Source organism: uncultured Microbacterium sp. (assembly GCF_964244775.1).
Taxonomy (GTDB): domain Bacteria; phylum Actinomycetota; class Actinomycetes; order Actinomycetales; family Microbacteriaceae; genus Microbacterium.
In genome coordinates this window covers 353,149-372,092 of the sequence record NZ_CAXTJR010000001.1, presented here as the reverse complement: position 1 = coordinate 372,092, position 18,944 = coordinate 353,149, and the positions used below count along the sequence as shown (strand labels likewise).

Sequence of the window (18,944 nt, the reverse complement as noted above, 5' to 3'; positions counted from 1 at the left end):
TCGCAGCACGCCTCAGTCGACGTTGCCTGGGCTGTCGGGCCACGCGGCGATGTCGACGCCGTGGTTGTCGGGCGAGGCCAGGCTCCACCATGCCGGCACGTTCGAGCTCGGGGCGACGCGGCCACCGGCTGCGAGTGCGGCATCGACCCTGCTTTCGGCGAGCGCCGCAGGAACCGAGACGTCGAGGTGGGTGCGCCCGCGGCCGTTCGCGCCGGACTCCAGCCGGTGGAACCACAGGGGCGGATTGCGACGGAGCGGATCGATCGCCTCGCCGTCCATGACGAGCCGGTAGCCGAGCGCTCCGACCCAGAAGTCCTGGACGTCGGTGTCGGCGCCCTGAGCGATCGCGAGTTGCATCGACTGGACCCTCGAGATGTCGGCCACGAGGCCGAGGCCGGCAGCCGTCTGGGAGATGCGCTGGGCGAGGTCGATCGCCGCCCGCGTCATCTTCACTTCGATGTCGTGGCGAATGACGACCGAGACGCCCTCGGGCCGCAGGTCGATATCCGGCGCCACGCCCGCGGCGTCGGCCGCGCCCATTTGCGCTCCTCGGTGCGTCGCGAGTTCGGTGTGCGCCACACGCTAGCTCTCGCGTACGACATCGGCCAGGCCGCACGGGAACCCGACGTTCAGCTTCGAGTCATTCGATGTTTTCCTGATCGCACCTTCCGTTTTGTTCGTTCGCGAGAGCGTAGAGCAGCCTGATCACGCGATCATCTACCCGGACTGGACTCCCCCACATGACAAGACACCATCGGCCGATTCTGGCCGGTCTCACCGCAGTGGCTTTGACAGCATCGTTCGCCGCAATCGTCGCTCCCGTCGCGCTCAGCGCCGCCTCGGCGGACACACTGCCCACCCTCGTGATCAACGAAGTCGACGCGAGCGGCGTTCCTCAGGATTGGATCGAGATCAAGAACACGGGCGCGTCCTCCGTGGATGCCTCGGGATACATCCTGAAGGACGACAAGGACACGAGCCGCTTCAACATCCCCGCGGGCACGGTCATCGCCGCTGGCGGCTACGCGACGTTCGATGTGGGCGCCGTGTTCGGACTCGGCAAGGGCGGCGACGCCGCGCGCCTTTACCTGCCGGACAACGCCACGCTGGTCGACGGCTACACGTGGCCGAGCGACTCGATCTACCCCGCGACCTGGGGTCGCTGCGACGACGGCACCGGCGAGTTCATCGTCAACGCCACGCCGTCCAAGGGCGCCGCGAACGTCTGCGGAGCGACGACTCCGCCTCAGCCCACCACGGCCGCATGGCCGGGTGGATCGACGGTGGCCGACGCCAGCGTCGCGAACTTCGTTCCGTTCACCTCGAACATGAGCGGTCTGAGCTACGAGCAGGGCACCGCCGGCGCGACTGACACCCTGTGGGCCGTGCGCAATGGTCCCGGCGCCCTGTTCGCGCTCCAGAAGTCCGGCTCGGTATGGGTTCCGGCCTCCGGTTGGGAAACTGGCAAGCCTTTGCGTTACACCGACGGCACGGGGGATGTCGACGCCGAGGGTGTCGTCCAGACCGATCACGGCCTGTTCGTCTCATCCGAGCGCAACAACAGCGCCAATGGCACCAGCCGCCCCGCCGTCCTTCGCTACGACGCGACGACGGGCCCCGCGCTCACGGCAGCCATCGAATGGAACCTCGTATCGGCACTGCCGGCAGTGGGCGCCAACCTCGGCTTGGAGGGCATCACCTTCGTTCCCGACTCGTACCTGGTCGGCGAAGGCTTCCACGACAACGCGACCGGCGCCACGTACGACCCGGCAACGTATGCCGATCACGGCACCGGCTTGTATTTCGTCGGGCTCGAGGGCACGAGTTCGATATACGCCTTCGCGCTCGACCAGACCGACGGCACGAAGTTCACGCTGGTCGCCACGATCCCGACCGCGTTCCCCAACGGCGTCATGGAGGTCCAGTACGACCCCGAGAAGTCGGCGATCTGGGCGGTCTGCGACGACACCTGCGGAGGCCAGTTCGCGCTGTTCGAGATCGGCGTCGACGGCAACTTCGCGAAGACCATCACATACGACCGCCCTGCGGGACTGCCCAACTCGAACAACGAGGGCTTCACGACGGCACCCCAGGCGCTGTGCGTGAACGGCGTCAAGCCGGTCTTCTGGGCGGACGACAGCAGCGCGAACGGCGTCGCGTTGCGCGAAGGAACGATCGACTGCGTGAGCCCGCCGCCAACGGGCGACAGCACCTCGCAGCAGCTGCAGGTCGTCGTCCCCCTCTCGGGTCCCGGCGAGTTCATCTGGAGCATCGACGGCACCAACGGCGTGGTCGACCTCGGCACCGCGGTGGGCAGCGGCGACCACTTCACCGCGACCGGCTCGATCAACCCGATCAAGGTGACCGATACGCGCATCGCGGCGCCGTCGTGGTCGATCTCCGCCCAGGTGGGCGCCTTCCACTCCGGAGCCAAGACGTTCTCGGGCGAGAACCTCGGCTGGACCCCTTCGATCATCGAGCCCGGTGCTGGCGCGGTTCAGGGCGCACCGGTGACGACCAAGCTCGACGGGGGCCCGGGCCTCGCCGGATCCGCAACGCTCGGCTCGGCGCCCGCCGGTCACGCGCAGGGTTCAGCCAAGCTTGGCGCTGCCCTCGAGCTGAAGATCCCGATCGAGGTGACCGACGGCACCTACACGGCGACGCTGACCCTCACCGGTCTCAGCTGATCAGGCCTCACCCGGCCGGGGTGGGCCCCTCGGCGCCCACCCCGGCTCTCGCCATTGCCCGGCGAGCACTTCCCATGCCGCGTACACGCCCATCCGCATTTCGGAGGATCACAACTTGCTCCGTCGCGTCCCCCTCATCGCCGCCCTCGGGGCATCCCTCGCGCTGCTCGGACTGGGGGGCGTCTCCCCCGCCCTCGCGGCGACCACCCCCAGTCCGGATGACGTGACATGGGGCGTGCGCACCGGCGACAGCGCACAGGGATCGGGCCGGCAGAATTACGACCTCAGCGTCGCCCCCGGCGGGCGGATCGACGACGCGATCATCATCTCCAACTACGACGAAAAGGCCCTTGAAGTCGACCTCTACGCAGCCGACGGGTTCACCAACGCCAGCGGAGAACTCGATGCCGCGCCGCGCGCCGAGGCTTCTGAGGCAGTGGGCGTATGGGTGACCTTCAACGAGCCCCACATCAGCGTCCCTGCCGGACAGGCGGTCTCAGTGCCCTTCTCGGTCGCCGTCCCCGCCGACGTCACGCCCGGCGACTATGCCGGAGCAGTGCTCACCACGCTCACGCGCGATGCGGCGACACAGGGGATCACCGTCGACCGGAGACTCGGCATCCGGATGCATCTGCGTGTGACCGGTGATCTCGCCCCCGCGCTGGCGATCGAAGGTCTCCAGGTCGACTATGCCGGTACCCCGAATCCTTTCGGCACAGGCATCGCGACGGTCACCTACACATTGCGCAACACCGGAAACGTGCGCCTGTCAGCGGAGCAGTCGATCGTACTGACCGGACCGCTCGGCGCCTTCACCGCGGCGGCGCCCGCCCTGGCATCCGCCCCCGAGGTGCTCCCGGGCGAGACGTGGCAGGTGGCGCAGCAGGTGGAGGGGGTGGTTCCAGCGTTCGCGCTTTTCACGACCGCGACCATCACCCCGCGGCTGGCGCCTGAGCTGCTGCCCCCCGGCTCATCGCCCGAGCTTGCGGATGTGACTGCTCAGAGAGTCTCGCCGGCGGTGCCGTGGTCGCTGCTCGTCCTCGTCCTGCTCATCGCTGCGGTTGTGGTGCTCGTCGTGTGGCTCACGCGGCGGCGGCGATCGACTGCTCGAGCAGCCGAGGAGGCGCGGGTGCAAGCGGCCGTCGACGAGGCACTCGCCATCGAGCGGGAGAGAGCGACCCTGAAGGCCTGACTGGCGCGGCAATATTCGTCGGCGTCGATGCCTGCGGCCACAACCCATCTCGGCTCCGACGAAACGCCGACTCGAGTCAGGACGCGGGGGTCATGCACGTCATCGCCGGCCTTCGCTCGTCTCGCGCTACATCTCAGAACGGCGGGGGCGAACCACTGTCACGGAAGACCGGCACTCGTCGCTCCGGCTCGGTGCGATAGTGCCGCCCTGCGGGCGAGGTCCACACCAGTGCGCCACCACTGTCGGGAGGTTGCTCAACGCACCATCGCCCGTAATGTTTGACGGTGTGGTGCCCCTTGCACAGCGGGGCGAGGTTGGCGAGCGAGGTTGACCCGCCGTCCTGCCAGGCGATCGTGTGATCGAGCTCGCAGCGCGATGCCGGCATGTTGCACCCAGGCGCCATGCATGTTTCGGCGCGCCATTTCAGGAGTCGGCGCAGCGACGCCGGCGGCGAATAGCAATCACGCCCGACGGAGAGGACGACTCCGGTCTCGGGATGGGTCAGCACCCGCATCCAGTCGCGCGCGCCACCGCACAGTTCGCGCGCTCGCCCGATCGGGATCGGGCCGATCCCTTCCACCGTCGCGATACCGTCCGCGGTGGCGGCAAAGTCATCGTCGAGCAGGGCGAGCACCGGCACGGTGACCGCCACGGTCGCGCGGATGCCACGGGCTTCGGGCGGCAGCGAGGCGGTGTCGCCGTCGACCAGCAGATCGCAGAGCACGTCCAGCCTCAGCTGGTCGAGGGTACGCTCCTCGCCCGGGACGGCTGACAGAACTTTGGCGATCGCCGTCGCGCGTGCGAAAGCGGCATACGCCTCGACCGCAGGCATCCGTAGAAGCAGGTCGGCCATCCCATCGGCCACTGGCTGAACGCTTGCGCGACGTGACTGCGCCGCCCTTTCTGATCGCTCTGCCAGCGTCGACACCTGCACCGTTTCTACGAGTTTGCGCAGGAGACGTCGAAAAGTCCCGAGGGGCTGCGCCTCGGCCAATGCCAGAGCCTGCGGCGCCAAACCCTCGCGGAGCGCGGGATCGACAGCATCCAGCGCCTCGATCAAGACGGCCGCATGCCGGGGCGTGATGCGCGCTCCAGACAGCGAGTCGAGTGCGGCGGGGTATCGATTCACGAGCGCGTCGGCCTGAGCGATCATCGAACCGGCCGCCGCCTCGGTGATCGCCAGCGCCGCGGCCAGTTCGAGCCGGACCGATCGCTCGATCACGTCGTTCAACGCGTAGCCGTGGACCGCAGCGTCATCGAGCGCATCCCGCCGCATCGCCTCGACGCGCTGCAGCTGCTGAGCCGTCATGATCGAAACCATCGATGCAGCCTCGACCACAAGGTCGAGCGGATCGAGTACAGGCGGCTCCCAACCCTCGGGGCGCTGCCCGTGGGGAGCATTCGCCGGCTCATTCGTCATGCCTATAGATTAGAACGTACCTCCGACACTGTGATACAGACCACGAATCACGTTCCGCGGATGGTCCCCTTCGGGACGAGGCTGTAGATGAATCCACCCGAATAGCCATAGATCTCACCCACGAGAGGTAAGAGCATTCGCACGTCGACCCGCTGGCCACATCCGCCCCTGACAGCGCGCTCCTCGATCACCACCCTGACGAGCGGTGCCAGCGGGAGTCGCACGCGGCCGAGACGCAGAGCGATCCTGCGCGACTGCATCCTCAGCCCACCACGAACGACATCGACGGCGAATTCCACCTCGATCTCGCCGCGCGTCCCTATCCGATCGATGAGCCGGCCCTCGACGACGCGCATCCTGTCTCGCATCGTCCGAACACCTCGAGCGAACTCGAACGTGCGGGTGGCGCTCAGAGAACCGTCCGGTTGGGCCACGTTCTGCACGGTGAAGGGCACGTCGCTGCCGGACTCAGAGAAAGCAATGTGGCGCCATCCCAGGATGGCGAAGACGGGCCGCAGGATTCGACGCCGGAGACCGGCCCTCTCGTAGCGGCCGACGCCCCTTCCCTCGAAGGCTGCGGGGATGGCGCCGAAATACCGCTGCAACTGTGGATCGAGCCCCTTGAAACGCGGGCCCAATACACGCTGGTACACCGACATCGTCGCCGTCCCAGTTCGCAGGGAATCACCATTACTGAACACGTTCAGAATAGTACTACCCTGAGTGCATGGACGGCAGTGAGCGACCGATCGCAGTGATTGCTGGAGCGAGTGGCTTCATCGGCAAGGCGGTATCTGCCGCGCTCGCCGACGAGGGCTATGAGATTCGAACGATCGGCAGATCCGCTGAGGCGCGGTGGGACGATCCGCACTCGCTTCGACGCGCCGTCGACGGCGCCGAGATCCTGATCAACTTCGCCGGCAAATCAGTGAACTGCCGTTACACCGACGCCAATCGCGACGAGATCCTCCGCTCGCGCGTCGACACGACCCGCGCGCTTCACGAGGCCGTCGGCTCAGCAGCGAACCCACCCCGCATCTGGATGAACGCGTCGACGGCCACGATCTACCGACACTCCACGGACCGCCCGAACACCGAGTCCGACGGACGAATCGGTGAAGGCTTCTCGGTGGACGTCGCCACCGCGTGGGAGCGCGAGCTCTTCGTCGGCGCGCTCCCCCGCACGCGTCGCGTCGCCCTGCGCATGGCGATCGTACTCGGCGACGGCCCTGCGACCCGCATGCTTCTGAGTCTCGCTCGTCTCGGACTCGGCGGAACGCAGTTCGACGGCTGGTGCCCGCCGCACCGGCGCTATCGCGGAATCGGCGCGCGCCCGACGGGCCCGACCCGCGTTCCCTGGTACCGGACGCACGGACGGCAGAAGTTCAGCTGGGTGCACGTGGATGACGTCGTGCGCGCGATCCTATTCATCCGCGACGACGCCCGGCTCGACGGGCCGATCAATATCGCGTCTGCGCACCCGACCGACAACCGCACCCTGATGCGCACTCTGCGCCGTGTCGTCGGCGCTCCGATCGGGGTGCCCACGTTCCGATGGATGCTCGAAATCGGCATGTGGGCACTGCGCACAGAGTCCGAACTCATCCTCAAGAGCAGATGGGTGCTACCCGAAACGCTCACCGAGGCGGGGTTCGCCTTCGCACACCCCGATCTGGAAGCAGCACTCAGAGACGTACGGAGTCGCGAACATGCCCGCTGACGAGCCCGAGCGCAAGGGTGACCGCACGAGGCTGCGGATTCGCACGGCGGCACTGCAGTCGTTTCGCGAGAACGGCTACGACGCGACGACGATCCGCAAGATCGCTGACGAGCTCGGCATGTCGGTCGGGGCGACGAACTATCACTTTCCCTCCAAGAACCAGCTCATCCAGGAGCTGTACCTCGATGTGCAGCAGACGCACCGAGCGGCCGCCGAGCCGCTGCTCACCACAGAGCCCGACCTGGTCAAGCGCCTGAAGATCGTCTACTCGACGGGTCTCGATCAGCTCGGGCCCTACCACTCGCACGCCGGCGAGTTCCTCTCCGCGGCCGTCTCACCTCGGTCCCCCATAAACCCGCTATCGGCCGAGTCGGCAGCTTCGCTCGCGATCGTGCAGAACCTCTTCGCCGAGGCTGTCGACGGCGCGGAGTCACCGGGTCTTCCGGCAGATCTGCGAGCGCTTCTACCGCGGACGCTCGTCCTGGCACATCTGCTGCTCGCCCTTTTCTGGGTGTACGACTCCTCGGACGGTCAGTCGCGCACACGCCGCCTGCTCGACCGAGGTCTGCGATTGCTGAAGACCGCGCTGCCCATGGCCCGCCTCCCGATACTGCGCAGTGTTCTGAAGGATCTCCTGTCGCTCGTAGGCGACGTGCGCACGTAGCGGGCCGCACTCCGCACGAACGCGACGGTGTGCACCCGGATCGACCCCGAACGCAAGCCCCCGCACAGCGGTCATCGAGACCGATAGATTGCCCACCTTGGGCTACCGAAGATATGAGGCACCGTGACGCGCGGACGAGTACTGATCTCCGGCGCGAGCATCGCCGGCCCCGCCCTGGCGTATTGGCTCGATCGCTACGGCTACGACACGACGGTCATCGAGCGAGCGCCCCAGCTGCGCGACGGCGGCCAGAATGTCGACGTCCGCGGCGCGGGTCGCGAAGTGGCGCGGCGAATGGGTGTGGAAGACGACATACGTGCAGCCACGACCGGCGAGGTGGGCACGCGATTCATCGGATCGCGCGGCACCGTCGTCGCGGAATTTCCCGCGGGAACCTCCGACTCCGGCGGAGCCACGGCAGAGCTGGAGATTCTGCGCGGCGATCTCGCGAAGCTGCTCGTGGATCGCACCCGTGCGCGCACCGAGTACAGATTCGGCGACCGCATCACCGCCCTGAGCGAGGCGGGCGGGGCGGAGGAGCCCGACCAGCCGGGCGTCACGGTGGACTTCGAGCACGCGCCGGCCGAACGGTTCGACTTGGTCGTCGGCGCGGATGGAATCGGGTCGAGCACCCGTCGACTCGTGTTCGGCGACGAACCGGTCATCCGCTCCCTGGGGCTCGAGACGTCGTACGCCACGATTCCGCGCACCGCGGGAGACGACGATTGGTGGCGCTGGTACAACGCCCCAGGAGGTCGCGCGATCACCCTGCGACCCGATCGCCACGGGACGATCCGCGCAGCGATGTCCTTCGTGATCGACAAGACCGCCGGTCGATCGGCCGCCGAACGCACGGCCTTCCAACAGCGGGCTCGTCTGCGCGCGAAGTTCGAGGATGCCGGGTGGGAGGCACGTCGTGTGCTCGACGGATTCGATCAGGCCTCGGATCTGTACTTCGAATCGATCGGGCAGGTGCATGCACCCCGGTGGTCGCGAGGGCGATTCGCCGTGGTCGGAGATGCCGCGTACTGCGCGTCTCCGATCAGCGGCATGGGAACCAGCCTCGCGCTCACCGGCGCGTATGTGCTCGCCGGTGAACTCGCCGCGCACGTAGACCATCGCGATGCCTTCCGCGGGTACGAACGCATCATGCGACCGTACGTCGATCACGCGCAGGACCTGCCGCCCGGGACACCCCGCATCGCCCATCCGACCTCGAGGGCCGGCGTCGCCATGCTCCGGGGGGCTGTCCGACTGGCCGCAACGCCGCTCGTCGGTCGACTCACCGGCCGCCTCTTCACCCCGCCTGCGGACGAGATCGACCTGCCCGACTACGGGCACCTCGCGCAGCGATGAATCGAGGCGTGGCGGGTGGATGAGGCAAGGGAGATGATGAACGTCAGAGGGCCCAGCCTCCGAAGGGGCTGGACCCTGTGACATTCGCTCACGTGACAGCGGCTAGTGGAGATGGGGGGAATCGAACCCCCGTCCATCGCTGAGTCTCTGCGCATTCTCCGGGCGCAGTCTGTGAATGCGTTCTGCTCGGCTCCGACATTTGTCACAGACACCTAAGTCGACGAGCCCAGCCTGGGAAGAGTCCCGCGTGACGTCCAGACGCCGTCACGCAGCAAGTCCCCTAGATGACGCAAGGGTCCGTAGCGGGAACGCCTACGGTCTTACGGAGTTCAGGCTCGCTTATGCAGCGAGGGCGAACTCATTGCGATTTGCATCGGCAATTATGTTTTTGCAGAGGTCGTTTACGAGATAACCCTGCATCCTCGGCCCGCTTCTCGCAGATCATAAGACGATGTCGAAACCGATCATCCCCGTGATCCTTCTCTCGAAGGCGGCCACTGTCACGCTGTTGACTTGTCACGCTCGCCACCGCGGTGCCGAGCATCCCAGTCTACAACGGATGCCGCGGCTCGCCCATTCCTGACGGCATCACTTCAGACCGGACCCGAGTCGAACGCCAGCTTCCCCCGCACGATCGAGTCGCCGGAGTGCGACGGATTGCCGTCGATCGGCTCCTGCGAGATGTCGACGAGCACGTAATTGCGCAGGTCCACGCCTGAGGGGATCGGGAACGTGGCCTCGGTGCCGTCGAGCACCCCGAGACTGATCAGCGCCGACGCGTCTGCGTTGATCAGCCACACCTCGCGATAGGTGTCCGGCGTGTCAGAGGCATCCAGCGTCACCCGCACGATCTGCTCGCCGTCGCTCTTCTGCTCGACCAGCGCCGACCCCTCGGCCCCCGGATGATCGGGGAACGGTGCGAGCGCGGCTTGCGCCACCGGCACGAGCGTCGACCCCTGACCGAGCACCCACCCGCCCAGACCGATTCCCGCCAACAGCACGATCGCCGCAGCGAGCGACCAGAACGTGCGCAGTCGCGAGGGTCGAGCCGGCTGCGTGAGCGCCGCGCGTTCGGCCGGCGATGGTTCCAGGGGCGACGCGAGCTTGAGCTCCTGAGCGATACGCGTCCAGACGACGGGGTCGGGCGTTTCGAGCTCGCCGACGTCGATGGTCGCGCGACCCACCTCCACGGCGCGCGTGAGTTCCTGCAGTTCTTCCGCGCAGTCCACGCACACCGCGAGGTGCTCCGAGTCGGCTCGGGATGCCACGGGCTCGCCCATCGCCAGCAGCGCGAGCTGCTCCGGGTCGAGGTGATCCTCAGGGTGCGACATGGGTCACCTCCAATCGGGTTCTCAGGCGGGTGAGACTTCGGCGGATATGGCTCTTGACCGTTCCGAGCGGCATTCCCAGTCGTGTCGCGATCTCCTGATGTGTCAGATCGTCGAAGAAGGCCATGCGCATCACCGTGCGGGCATCGGGTTCGAGCCTCTCGAGCTCGCTCGCCACCAATATCGTGTCGCCCAGGTCGGCGGTCGGCTCCACGACCAGCTCATCGGGCGTCGCCGTCCGCTGCAATTCACCCTGCAGCGTCCGAATGCGGGCGCGCGTCTCATGGGTGTCGGCGATCCGCCGCTTGGCGATCGCGACGAGCCACGTCGACAGGCGGGCCTTCTCCGAGTCGTACGACGCCCGCGACGTCCAGGCCGAGACGAAGGTGCGCTGCGTGACATCTTCCGCATCGCTCCGATCGCCCAGCGACCGCAGCGCGAGCGTGTAGATCACGGGTGACCAGCGGCGGTAGATCTCTTCGAGTGCGCGCTCATCACCCTGGCCGAAGCGGATGCTCAAGGCCGCTTCGCGGTCGGGAGGGGATGCCGAGTCCATGCCGTCACCCCCGATCATGCCCACGCCGGTCATGGGATGGGCCTCGCGATCATCACCACGTTATCGCTGTAATGCCCGGTATCGGAGTCGAAGTCTCCCCCGCAGGTGATGAGGACGAGGGCCGGCGGGCCGCTGCGCTCGAACAGCGTGGCGGTGGGCAGCTCGGCCTTCGGGTAGTAGGTGATGCTCTCGACGGCGTAGCGGAGCTGCCCTCCGCTCGCGGTCTCCAGGACGACCTCGGAAGCGGCGGGCACGTCGCGCAGCGACGCGAAGGGGCCGATCGGGTAGTCGGGCGAATCGATGTGCGCCGCAATCACGGTGTTGCCCTGCCCGGTCGAGGGGTCGGGGCCGTACCGATACCACCCGGCGATGGCCGGGTCGGGATCGAGCTCCATGAGCCCGTCAGGCTCCACACCCACCGGCACGATCGGAACGTCGATGCCGATCGCCGCGATGCTCACGCGTGTCGGTGGATCGGCGACTGCTGCCGGCGCGAGCGTCGCGGCCGCCACCGGAACGTTGACTGCCGCGGTCGGGCGCGCAGTCTGTGCCGGCGCGGAGGTGGCGGTGACCGGCGGGACGGCCGATGCGGGCGGGGCCGGTGACGAGCACCCGGACAGCATCGCGGCGGCCAGGGCGATCATGATCAGGGGGAGCTGAATGGTTCTCATCGACGATGTTCGAATCCAAAGAGCGGAGCGGAACGGGAAGGAGTAGAAGAGGGGAGCCCGGCTGCGGGCGGCGGGAGAAGCCGCGATGGGGGGCGCGTGCGCGGCCCGCAGCCGGGATTCAGAGCGTGGGCGTCACGACTGCGTGCGGCGACGCCGCACGAGGACGAGAGCGACCACGAGAGCGGCGAACAGCACGGCGATCCCGACGGTCCACGTCGTGAGCACCATCGCGTCGCGATCGGCGGCGTAGCCCGCTGTACCCGAGTTGACCCCACCCGGATCGGTGTGCGCGGTCGTGACCTCCTGTGTCGCGAGGGCGAGGTTGGCGTCAGCCGCACTCCCCCAGGCGTACACGATCGTCAGCGTGCCATCCTTGATCGGCACGTCCGCCGGTCCGATCACCGGAGCGGTGGTGCCTGCCAGAGCGACCGACGCCGACACGGTCGAGGCGGGCAGCACGAGGCTCGCCTCATTCGGGTTGGTCAGCCCCGAGATCACGGGCGCGCCACCCGCGATGATGTCGACCGCGGGCGCCGCGGCCACGTGGCGCACCGTCAGTCGACCCTGGCCGGCCGGCGTCGCGCTGATGTCGTTGCTGAACGCAGTGACAGTGGGATTGCCGTCCGCATCGAGGTGAGCGACGGCCGTATAGCTCGCGCCCGCCGCGAGGCTGACGGTCACCGGGCCGAGCACCGGAGCGCTCGCGTCGGGGGCGTCGGCCGCCGTGATCGCGACGACATGGTCTCCGGCGGGCACGTCGAGGGGCCCGGCGAGGGTACCCGGCGCGAAGTCGTCCAGAGTGAGCGCTCCGTCGACGTACACGTCGACGGTGAGGCCCGGGATGGCGTGGAGAACGGACAGATCCGCACTGGTCGACGAGATGGCCTGAGCGGGGGCGACGAAGCCGACCGCCGCCACGATTCCGGCCGCGAGGCCGAGAGTGAGTGTCTTGCGCACGAGTTCCTCCTTCAGCGAGCGGCCGATCCGCCCGTCATGGAGTTCTTCCCCCCGATCGGATGATTCGGATGCAGGTGGATGCAGATTCTTCAGTGGCACTTCACGGCGGCCCAGGGTCCCGGCGTAGGGTCGGTGCCATGAGCGAAGTCATCATCACCGTCCGCGGCGAGCACGAGACGCGCATCGCACCGGAAGAGGGTGTCGCGCGCGTCACGGTCAAGGCCGAGGGGCCCCAACGCGGCACTGTCGTCGAGCGCATCGCGGCACTCGTGTTGCCTCTCCGCGACGACCTGAGCGCCCGCGAGGAGCAGGGCACGATCGTCGACTGGTCGAGCCAGCGCACCGCCGTCTGGGCCAACCGCCCGTGGAACAACGACGGCAAGCAGCTCGCCCTGGTGCACTACGCGACGGTCGAGATCACCGCGACCTTCACCGACTTCGCCGCGCTCTCGTGGTGGGTGAGCGACGTCGCCGAACGCGAGGGCGTGCAGGTCGACGGCGTGACGTGGCGCCTCACGCCCGGCACGGCGAAGCAGACCGAAGCGGATGTCGCGACCCAGGCCGTACGCGTCGCCGTCGACCGCGCCACCGCCTATGCCGGGGCGATCGGGCTGACCGCGATCACACCGCTCGAGATCGCCGATCTCGGACTGCTCACCCATGGCGCACCTGACGGCGGCGGCGCACCGGCCCCGAAGATGCTGCGGGCCATGGCGATGGGGGTCATGGACGGCTCCGCACCCGCCGTCCAATTCCAGCCCGAAGACATCGTCGTCACGGCCGCGGTCGAGGCGCGGTTCATGGCGCGCTGAGCCCGGAGAGACGGGATATCTTTACTCGATGAGCTCCGCGAGCGTACGCCTGGGGATCGCGGAGCGACTTTCCCGCATGATCTCACTCCCGACCGTGTCGGCCGAGCTCGAGCAGCGCGGGCACGCACCGTTCGACGAGTTCGTCGCGCTCCTGGCTGAGCTGTATCCGCTCACCCACGCACACCTCGAACTCGAACGGCACAGCGAGTTCGGTCTGCTCTTCCGCTGGAAGGGCCGGCGCACAGCATCCGACGGCCCGCTCCTCCTGATGGCGCACTACGACGTCGTTCCAGTCGACGAGAGCGATGACTGGACGCACCCGCCGTTCGAGGGGCGCATCGCCGATGGCTCGGTGTACGGGCGCGGGGCACTCGACGACAAGGGCCCGCTCATCGTGATCCTCGAGGCGGTCGAGAACCTCCTCGCCGACGGATTCGTGCCCGCGCGCGACGTCTACCTGTCGTTCGGCGGCAACGAGGAGACGTACGGATCGGCCGCGCAGGAGATCGCCGCTTCCCTCCGCTCTCGCGGCATCGTGCCGTGGCTCGTGGTCGACGAGGGCGGCGCGGTCGTCGACTCGCCGCTGCCGTTCGTCTCCGGGCGCGCCGCGATGATCGGCGTCGGCGAGAAGGGTGTGCTGACCGTCACCCTCACCGCCCGCGGCGAGGGTGGACACCCCTCTGCTCCCCCGCCGCTGACCGCCGTCCGGCGCATCGCGCGCGCCATCGATCGTCTTGACGCCGCGACCTTCCGCCCGCGCGCACCGAGGGCGATCACTCGGATGCTGTCGCAGTTCGCCGGCGAGACTTCAGGCCCCGCACGGCTCCTGCTGCGCCTCCTCGGCGCCGTCCCGCCCCTCACCGCGCAGGTCTTCGCCCGCCTCGGCGGCGAGCCGGCCGCCCTCGTGCGGACGACCGTCGCGGCGACGATGCAGTCGGGCGGAACGGCCGCCAACGTCCTGCCGTCGCAGGCATCCGCGATCCTCAACCTGCGGATCGCGCTCGGCGAGACCGTCGCGGGAACGCTGCGGCGCGTTCGGCGACGCATCCGCGATCCGCTCGTCGTGGTCACCGCCACCGAGTCCAGTGAGCCCTCGCCCGAATCGCCCACCGACAACGCGCAGTTCGCGCTGCTGGCCGAGGCTCTCGGAGCCTCGCACCCCGGCATCCCCGCCGTCCCGTACGTGATGATGGCCGCCACCGATTCGCGCCACTTCCACCGCTTCTCGCCCGCCGTCTACCGCTTCGCACCCCTCGAGATGTCGAACGCGCAGCGCGCGTCGATCCACGGCGTCGACGAGAGCGTGGAGATCGTCGCGCTCGAACGCGGCGAGAAGTTCCACCGAGCTCTGATCGAACGCCTGCTCTGATCGAACGCCTGCCTCGATCGAACATCTGCGCTGACCAAGCGGATACAGTGATCGCACCCGATTTCACCCCGTTCGAAGGAGAACGATGACGCGCGCCAAGACTCTGGGTGCCCTCGCGAGCGTCGTGGGCTTCCTCGCCTTCGTGGAGTTCACCAGCGGCATCCTCCAGGGCTACTACACGCCGATGCTGACGAACATCGCACGCAACCTCGGCATCCACGACGCCGACGTCAACTGGCTCGAAGGCACGCAGCTCATGCTGTCGGCGCTGGTCGTGCCGGCATTCGCGAAGCTGGGCGACATGGTCGGTCATAAGCGGATGCTGTTGATCTCGACCGTGATCACGGCGGCCGCCTCGCTCGTGCTGCCGTTCACCGACGTCTTCGCGGTGTTCCTCGTCGCGTGGGCGCTGCAGGGCTTCTACGTGGTCTGGCTGCCACTGGAGATCGCGCTGATCTGGTCGCGCTCGCGCTCGATGACCGGGCGATCGAGCATCACGGCGCGTGCCGCCGGACTTCTCGTCGCCGCTCTCGAAATCGGCGCGATCACCGGAGCGCTCGTCGGCGGGGCACTGGTCGACTCGCTGCCGCTGACCGTCGTGCTGCTGGTCCCGGCGATCGCTGTCACGGTGTGCTTCTTCGTCATCTGGTTCGGGGTGAGAGAATCGCCTGCCCCTACCGGCGGCCGCCTCGACACCGTCGGGCTCGTCCTCATCTCGCTCGCGCTGCTGTCGCTCACGGGCGGTCTCAGCTTCTTGCGCCTCAATGGCGGCGGCGACCTGCTGGCGTGGTCGCTCGTGGCCCTCGGCGTGCTCCTGGTCTGGCCCTTCGCGGTCTGGGAACTGCGCCACGACGACCCGCTCATCGATGTGCGCATGTTCCGCTCGCCCGCCCTTGGGCCGGTGTTCCTCACGGCCGGGCTCTTCGGGGTGAGCGTGCTCGGCGCGCAGGCGCCGCTGTCGACCTTCGCCCGCACCGACCCCGCCGTCTACGGATACGGGCTCGGGACCACCGGTTTCGCCACCTCCCTGATCATCGGCGTCTACCTCGTCGCGATGATCGTCGGCGCGCTCGTGTTCCCGACGGTCGCCCGGCTCGTCACGCCGCGCGTGACGCTGATGGGCGCGTCCGTGCTGGTCGCGATCGGCTTCCTGCTGTTCCTGCCCTTCCACGACAGCTATGTGCAGCTCATCACGAACATGGTGATCGTGGGCCTCGGCTCCGGTGCGCTGGTCGCGGCGCTCCCCGCCGCCGCAGCATCCGCTGCTCCCCCGACGCAGACGGGGGTCGCCACCGGGCTGACCAATTCGGTCAAGACCGTGGGCGGCGCGATCGCCTCGTGCGTCTTCGGCATCGCGCTGATCAATCACGCCGCAGGCGGTGCCACCGAAGGCACGGCCGGCTCGCTTTCGGGCTACTTCACCGTGTGGCTCGTGTGCGGTCTCACGGCGCTCGCCGCCGCCGTGCTGCTCGCGTTCGTGCCGAAGCAGGCGTTCACCGACAAGGCCGTGGCCGAGGCTGAGAGCCAGCCGGCGGTTCCGTAGATCGAAGCCTCAGTCGCCGAGGCGATTCTTCGAGCGCATGGCGCGCTCAGCTTCGCGCTTGTCCTGCCGTTCGCGCAGCGTCTGGCGCTTGTCCCACTCGTGCTTGCCCTTGGCGATCGCGATCTCGACCTTGGCGCGCCCGTCTGAGAAATAGAGCTTCAACGGGACCAGCGTGTAGCCGCCTGCGGCCACCGCGTGCGAGAGTTTGATGATCTCGTCCTTGTGCAGCAGCAGCTTGCGCGTGCGCTTGGTGGCGTGGTTGGTCCAATGGCCCTGCGAGTACTCCGGGATGTGCACGGCATCCAGCCATGCTTCGCCGCCATCGATGTAGGCATAGCCGTCCGAGAGGTTCGCGCGGCCCTGCCGCAGCGACTTCACCTCGGTGCCGGTCAGCACCAGTCCGGCCTCGTACGTCTTCTCGATGTTGTACTCGTGGCGCGCGCGACGATTGGTCGCGACGACCTTCTCCCCGCGTTCCTTGGGCATGACGACTCCTTGTCGGCGCCGCCACCTCGAGGTGTCCGAGGGCGCGGCAGCCCACCAGCATACAACGCGGTGCGGCTTTCGCTGCCGCTCAGGCCCGCAGCCACCGCCGGATCGCGAATCCGGCCGAGAGTGCGGCCAGGACGATCCCCAGCCCGATGATCACCGGGACGACGATCCACGCATCCCCGACGCTCACCCACGTGGTGACGAAGTCGATGCGAGTGCTCAGGTAGCCGTCCACCCCGAAGTGCACGCCCAGCAGGATGGCCGCGCTGGCGAGGACCGAGCCCACGAAGGCGGCGATCACGCCCTCGAGGATGAACGGGGTCTGGATGAAGCGGTTGGATGCTCCGACCAGGCGCATGATGCCGATCTCACGCCTGCGGGCGAAGGCCGAGAGCCTGATGGTCGTCGATATCAGCAGCACCGCCGCGATGAGCATGAGCGCGGCGATGCCGACCGCGATGTAGGTGGCGACGGTCAGCGCCGAGAACAGCGGATCGAGGTACTGCAGCTGGTCTTTGACCTCTTCGACCCCGGACGTGCCGGAGAACGCTTCGACGATCACGTTCGACTTCCCCTGGTCGACGAGGTTGATCCAGTACGTCTGGTTGAACTGATCGGCGCTGAGGATGCCGGCGTAGTCGCTCCCGAGCAGAGTCAAGGCGTTCTGGTACGCCTCGTCACTGCTCTCGAACCGCACGTCGCGGATCAGCGGCGCCAACGCAGGGCCGTCGAGCTTGGCCTGCACCTCGGCGAGTTGATCCTGCGTCGCGGCACCCCCCGCACACGTGTCGGTCGTGGAGGTCGCGGTGCACATGTAGACCGCGACCTGGGCGCGATCCACCCAGTACCCCCGCATCGCGCCGATCTGCATCTGCATCAGGATCGCGGCGCCGACGAACGTGAGCGACACGAACGTGACCAGCACGACGGAGATCACCATCGAGGCGTTGCGGCGGAGGCCGGTGAAGGCCTCGCCGAGGATGAGCCCGAACCTCATGACGTGGGCCCCACTCCGTGGTCTTCGTCCGCGTCGCCGCCCAGCCCGAGGCGGTCGGCGACGCCGAGGTCGGCGAGGTCGAGTTCGGGCAGGTCGACGAGCGGGATCGGCTGCGAGAGCGGGTGCGCGGGTTCTGCGGTCGGCTTCGCCGCGGGTGCGGATGCTGTCGCCAGAGCCTGCGCATGGGCGGCGGCTTCTGCATCCCGAGCCTGCTGCGCGATGTTGTTCACGGCCATGTCGTGCACCGCCGCGTCGGCCGCCTCCTCGGCGGCCTCGACCGCCGCCGCGACGGCCGCGGGCGCGACGGCCCCGTCTTCGCTGACCTCGCGCTGCACCTCGAGCACGGCGGTGAGAGCGGCGAGGGCCGCCGCGCCCTTCACCGGCTCGGGCGCGAGGCTCGGCAGCCCGGATGTGTCGCCGTATCCGCCGTGCCGTTCATCGCGCACCATCTCGCCGCGGCTGAGCTCGATCACGCGCCGCTGCATCTGGTCGACGAAGCCGGCCTCGTGCGTGGCCATCACAACGGTCGTCCCGCCCGCGTTGATGCGGGCTAGCAGCTGCATGATGTCGACGGACGTGCCGGGGTCGAGGTTTCCGGTGGGCTCGTCGGCGAGCAGCACCTGGGGGCGGTTGACCAGCGCGCGGGCGATCGCCACACGCTGCTGCTCGCCGCCGGACAACTCGTGCGGGAAGCGCTTCTCCTTGCCGTCGAGCCCCACCAGGGCGAGCACCTCTGGCACCGCCTGCCGGATGAAGCCCCGGGATGACCCGATCACCTGCAGCGTGAACGCGACATTCTGGAACACCGTCTTGGTGGGCAGCAGCCGGAAGTCCTGGAACACCGCTCCGATGTGGCGACGGAAGTAGGGGACCTTGCGGTTGGAGAGCGTGCGCAGGTCGCGGCCGAGCACGACGACGCGCCCGTCGCTCGGATTCTCCTCGCGCAGAATGAGCCGCAGGCACGACGATTTGCCCGACCCGGAGGGCCCGACGAGGAAGACGAACTCCCCGCGCTGCACCTCGAAGTCGACATCGTCGAGTGCGGGCTTGGCCGTGCCGCGGTAGCGCTTGCTGACGTTCTCGAACCTGATCATGGCTCAACGAGCCTAAGTGCGGGCTCGATCGGGGCCACGAGCGACACCCGGCAACGGCATCCTATGAAAGCCGTATGCGCGACCGG

18 protein-coding genes and 1 other RNA gene are annotated in these 18,944 nt (G+C 68.1%); 8 read left to right on the top strand and 11 right to left on the bottom strand.

All coding sequences use genetic code 11. The features are described from left to right. Positions 1-12: 12 nt before the first annotated feature. Complete coding sequence (locus ACFE6Z_RS01755; RefSeq protein WP_375383969.1) at positions 13-540, bottom strand: VOC family protein; 528 nt, start codon at positions 538-540, stop codon at positions 13-15. A gap of 200 nt (positions 541-740) precedes the next feature. Between ACFE6Z_RS01755 and ACFE6Z_RS01750 the strand changes: the two genes are divergently transcribed. Continuing rightward, a complete protein-coding gene (locus ACFE6Z_RS01750) occupies positions 741-2,687 on the top strand; it encodes a lamin tail domain-containing protein (RefSeq protein WP_375383968.1) in 1,947 nt (648 codons plus the stop codon). Positions 2,688-2,802: 115 nt separating this feature from the next. Further along, positions 2,803-3,879: a WxL protein peptidoglycan domain-containing protein gene (locus ACFE6Z_RS01745; RefSeq protein WP_375383967.1), complete on the top strand. Its 1,077-nt coding sequence runs from the start codon at positions 2,803-2,805 to the stop codon at positions 3,877-3,879. Positions 3,880-4,012: 133 nt separating this feature from the next. Here ACFE6Z_RS01745 and ACFE6Z_RS01740 read toward each other — a convergent pair whose 3' ends face one another. Both ACFE6Z_RS01740 and ACFE6Z_RS01735 read right to left on the bottom strand, forming a co-directional pair. Beyond that, complete coding sequence (locus ACFE6Z_RS01740) at positions 4,013-5,299, bottom strand: DUF222 domain-containing protein (protein WP_375383966.1); 1,287 nt, start codon at positions 5,297-5,299, stop codon at positions 4,013-4,015. Positions 5,300-5,346: 47 nt separating this feature from the next. Next, positions 5,347-5,952, bottom strand: a complete 606-nt coding sequence (locus ACFE6Z_RS01735; protein WP_375383965.1) for a DUF4166 domain-containing protein — start codon at positions 5,950-5,952, stop codon at positions 5,347-5,349. A 74-nt stretch (positions 5,953-6,026) separates the two neighbouring features. On the opposite strand from ACFE6Z_RS01735, the gene ACFE6Z_RS01730 reads away from it, so the two are divergent. The 3 genes from ACFE6Z_RS01730 to ACFE6Z_RS01720 all read left to right on the top strand — a co-directional run bounded on the left by ACFE6Z_RS01730 (position 6,027) and on the right by ACFE6Z_RS01720 (position 9,039). Next, positions 6,027-7,019, top strand: a complete 993-nt coding sequence (locus tag ACFE6Z_RS01730; protein WP_375383964.1) for an epimerase — start codon at positions 6,027-6,029, stop codon at positions 7,017-7,019. Continuing rightward, entirely contained in the window at positions 7,009-7,683 is a 675-nt protein-coding gene (locus ACFE6Z_RS01725; protein WP_375383963.1) for a TetR/AcrR family transcriptional regulator, read from the top strand. The genes ACFE6Z_RS01730 and ACFE6Z_RS01725 overlap by 11 nt, the downstream gene beginning before the upstream one ends. 123 nt (positions 7,684-7,806) lie before the next feature. Continuing rightward, on the top strand, positions 7,807-9,039 hold the full coding sequence (locus ACFE6Z_RS01720; protein WP_375383962.1) for an FAD-dependent monooxygenase: 1,233 nt from the start codon (positions 7,807-7,809) through the stop codon (positions 9,037-9,039). A gap of 103 nt (positions 9,040-9,142) precedes the next feature. On the opposite strand, the gene ssrA is transcribed toward ACFE6Z_RS01720, so the two are convergent. From ssrA to ACFE6Z_RS01695, 5 genes are all read right to left on the bottom strand, one after another. Continuing rightward, positions 9,143-9,511: a transfer-messenger RNA gene (ssrA, locus tag ACFE6Z_RS01715) on the bottom strand. Positions 9,512-9,632: 121 nt separating this feature from the next. Then, positions 9,633-10,370 carry an anti-sigma factor gene (locus tag ACFE6Z_RS01710; protein ID WP_375383961.1) on the bottom strand — a complete coding sequence of 246 codons (738 nt, stop codon included), beginning with the start codon at positions 10,368-10,370 and terminating at the stop codon, positions 9,633-9,635. Beyond that, positions 10,357-10,956 (bottom strand): RNA polymerase sigma factor, encoded by a 600-nt coding sequence (locus tag ACFE6Z_RS01705; RefSeq protein WP_375383960.1) that lies wholly within the window; start codon positions 10,954-10,956, stop codon positions 10,357-10,359. Before ACFE6Z_RS01705 ends, ACFE6Z_RS01710 begins: the two co-directional genes overlap by 14 nt. Continuing rightward, on the bottom strand, positions 10,953-11,594 hold the full coding sequence (locus ACFE6Z_RS01700; RefSeq protein WP_375383959.1) for a class F sortase: 642 nt from the start codon (positions 11,592-11,594) through the stop codon (positions 10,953-10,955). Before ACFE6Z_RS01700 ends, ACFE6Z_RS01705 begins: the two co-directional genes overlap by 4 nt. A gap of 132 nt (positions 11,595-11,726) precedes the next feature. Next, on the bottom strand, positions 11,727-12,551 hold the full coding sequence (locus tag ACFE6Z_RS01695; protein ID WP_375383958.1) for a DUF4397 domain-containing protein: 825 nt from the start codon (positions 12,549-12,551) through the stop codon (positions 11,727-11,729). Between the two features lie 137 nt (positions 12,552-12,688). Here ACFE6Z_RS01695 and ACFE6Z_RS01690 point away from each other — a divergent pair, with 137 nt between their 5' ends. From ACFE6Z_RS01690 to ACFE6Z_RS01680, 3 genes are all read left to right on the top strand, one after another. Continuing rightward, entirely contained in the window at positions 12,689-13,363 is a 675-nt protein-coding gene (locus ACFE6Z_RS01690; protein WP_375383957.1) for an SIMPL domain-containing protein, read from the top strand. A 28-nt stretch (positions 13,364-13,391) separates the two neighbouring features. Then, positions 13,392-14,732, top strand: a complete 1,341-nt coding sequence (locus ACFE6Z_RS01685) for a M20/M25/M40 family metallo-hydrolase (RefSeq protein ID WP_375383956.1) — start codon at positions 13,392-13,394, stop codon at positions 14,730-14,732. An 85-nt stretch (positions 14,733-14,817) separates the two neighbouring features. Next, complete coding sequence (locus ACFE6Z_RS01680) at positions 14,818-16,275, top strand: MFS transporter (RefSeq protein WP_375383955.1); 1,458 nt, start codon at positions 14,818-14,820, stop codon at positions 16,273-16,275. A 9-nt stretch (positions 16,276-16,284) separates the two neighbouring features. On the opposite strand, the gene smpB is transcribed toward ACFE6Z_RS01680, so the two are convergent. From smpB to ftsE, 3 genes are all read right to left on the bottom strand, one after another. Further along, positions 16,285-16,761 (bottom strand): SsrA-binding protein SmpB, encoded by a 477-nt coding sequence (smpB, locus tag ACFE6Z_RS01675; RefSeq protein ID WP_375383954.1) that lies wholly within the window; start codon positions 16,759-16,761, stop codon positions 16,285-16,287. 88 nt (positions 16,762-16,849) lie between these two features. After that, positions 16,850-17,764, bottom strand: coding sequence for a permease-like cell division protein FtsX (gene ftsX, locus ACFE6Z_RS01670; protein WP_375383953.1), 915 nt, complete (start codon positions 17,762-17,764; stop codon positions 16,850-16,852). Then, positions 17,761-18,858: a cell division ATP-binding protein FtsE gene (ftsE, locus tag ACFE6Z_RS01665; protein WP_375383952.1), complete on the bottom strand. Its 1,098-nt coding sequence runs from the start codon at positions 18,856-18,858 to the stop codon at positions 17,761-17,763. Before ftsE ends, ftsX begins: the two co-directional genes overlap by 4 nt. Positions 18,859-18,944 lie beyond the last annotated feature (86 nt).

What these genes read in the sequence shown, in the direction of transcription:
- ACFE6Z_RS01755 (WP_375383969.1), bottom strand. Translation starts at nt 540, where the DNA reads ATGGGCGCGGCCGACGCCGCGGGCGTGGCGCCGGATATCGACCTGCGG.
- ACFE6Z_RS01750 (WP_375383968.1), top strand. Translation starts at nt 741, where the DNA reads ATGACAAGACACCATCGGCCGATTCTGGCCGGTCTCACCGCAGTGGCT.
- ACFE6Z_RS01740 (WP_375383966.1), bottom strand. Translation starts at nt 5,299, where the DNA reads ATGACGAATGAGCCGGCGAATGCTCCCCACGGGCAGCGCCCCGAGGGT.
- ACFE6Z_RS01730 (WP_375383964.1), top strand. Translation starts at nt 6,027, where the DNA reads ATGGACGGCAGTGAGCGACCGATCGCAGTGATTGCTGGAGCGAGTGGC.
- ACFE6Z_RS01725 (WP_375383963.1), top strand. Translation starts at nt 7,009, where the DNA reads ATGCCCGCTGACGAGCCCGAGCGCAAGGGTGACCGCACGAGGCTGCGG.
- ACFE6Z_RS01710 (WP_375383961.1), bottom strand. Translation starts at nt 10,370, where the DNA reads ATGTCGCACCCTGAGGATCACCTCGACCCGGAGCAGCTCGCGCTGCTG.
- ACFE6Z_RS01705 (WP_375383960.1), bottom strand. Translation starts at nt 10,956, where the DNA reads ATGACCGGCGTGGGCATGATCGGGGGTGACGGCATGGACTCGGCATCC.
- ACFE6Z_RS01700 (WP_375383959.1), bottom strand. Translation starts at nt 11,594, where the DNA reads ATGAGAACCATTCAGCTCCCCCTGATCATGATCGCCCTGGCCGCCGCG.
- ACFE6Z_RS01690 (WP_375383957.1), top strand. Translation starts at nt 12,689, where the DNA reads ATGAGCGAAGTCATCATCACCGTCCGCGGCGAGCACGAGACGCGCATC.
- ACFE6Z_RS01685 (WP_375383956.1), top strand. Translation starts at nt 13,392, where the DNA reads ATGAGCTCCGCGAGCGTACGCCTGGGGATCGCGGAGCGACTTTCCCGC.
- ACFE6Z_RS01680 (WP_375383955.1), top strand. Translation starts at nt 14,818, where the DNA reads ATGACGCGCGCCAAGACTCTGGGTGCCCTCGCGAGCGTCGTGGGCTTC.
- smpB (WP_375383954.1), bottom strand. Translation starts at nt 16,761, where the DNA reads ATGCCCAAGGAACGCGGGGAGAAGGTCGTCGCGACCAATCGTCGCGCG.
- ftsX (WP_375383953.1), bottom strand. Translation starts at nt 17,764, where the DNA reads ATGAGGTTCGGGCTCATCCTCGGCGAGGCCTTCACCGGCCTCCGCCGC.
- ftsE (WP_375383952.1), bottom strand. Translation starts at nt 18,858, where the DNA reads ATGATCAGGTTCGAGAACGTCAGCAAGCGCTACCGCGGCACGGCCAAG.